This window comes from Lactobacillus sp. UMNPBX17 (genome assembly GCF_002553735.1).
Lineage (GTDB): Bacteria > Bacillota > Bacilli > Lactobacillales > Lactobacillaceae > Lactobacillus > Lactobacillus gallinarum.
On the sequence record NZ_PCYT01000178.1, the window covers coordinates 1 to 443 of the forward strand.

Here is a 443-nt window from a genome sequence, read left to right on the forward strand (position 1 = left end):
TTAGGCAATTCCTTGACAAAAGCAGTATCGCTGCCTAATTGCATTGATAAGTAGAATTGCTCGTCAGCGGTCTTTTTAATCGTGACTGTGCCAATTCTAGTTGGGATGTGGTTAAGCAAACGCTCTTTGATTAGCCTTCTAAAACCAGCAATGCGGACGATACCCAGTTTAGGCAGTTTAATATGTTTAGCATCAATAAATCTAGCTGTCCCGTTATCAAGAAAAGCTTCTTTTTGCTTAGGATATTGACAGTTGGTCTGATATGACCAGTCGCTGCGTTTCTTATGGAAAGTTGGGATTCCATGACCAATCTTGCGATAGTTGCTCCAAGCTTTCTGGTAGTTCTGAATAGCGTTGGCAATAGCGAGGCTATCAATTTCTTTAACGCGTAAAAAGCTATAAGTATCGCGGATATTCTTAGGCTTAGCCAATAGTTCGCTATT

1 pseudogene is annotated in these 443 nt (G+C 40.6%); it reads right to left on the minus strand.

Going from position 1 to position 443, the window contains the following annotated elements:
- Window positions 1–443 (minus strand): annotated as a pseudogene (locus tag CP368_RS10185) (RNA-guided endonuclease TnpB family protein); the annotation flags it as partial.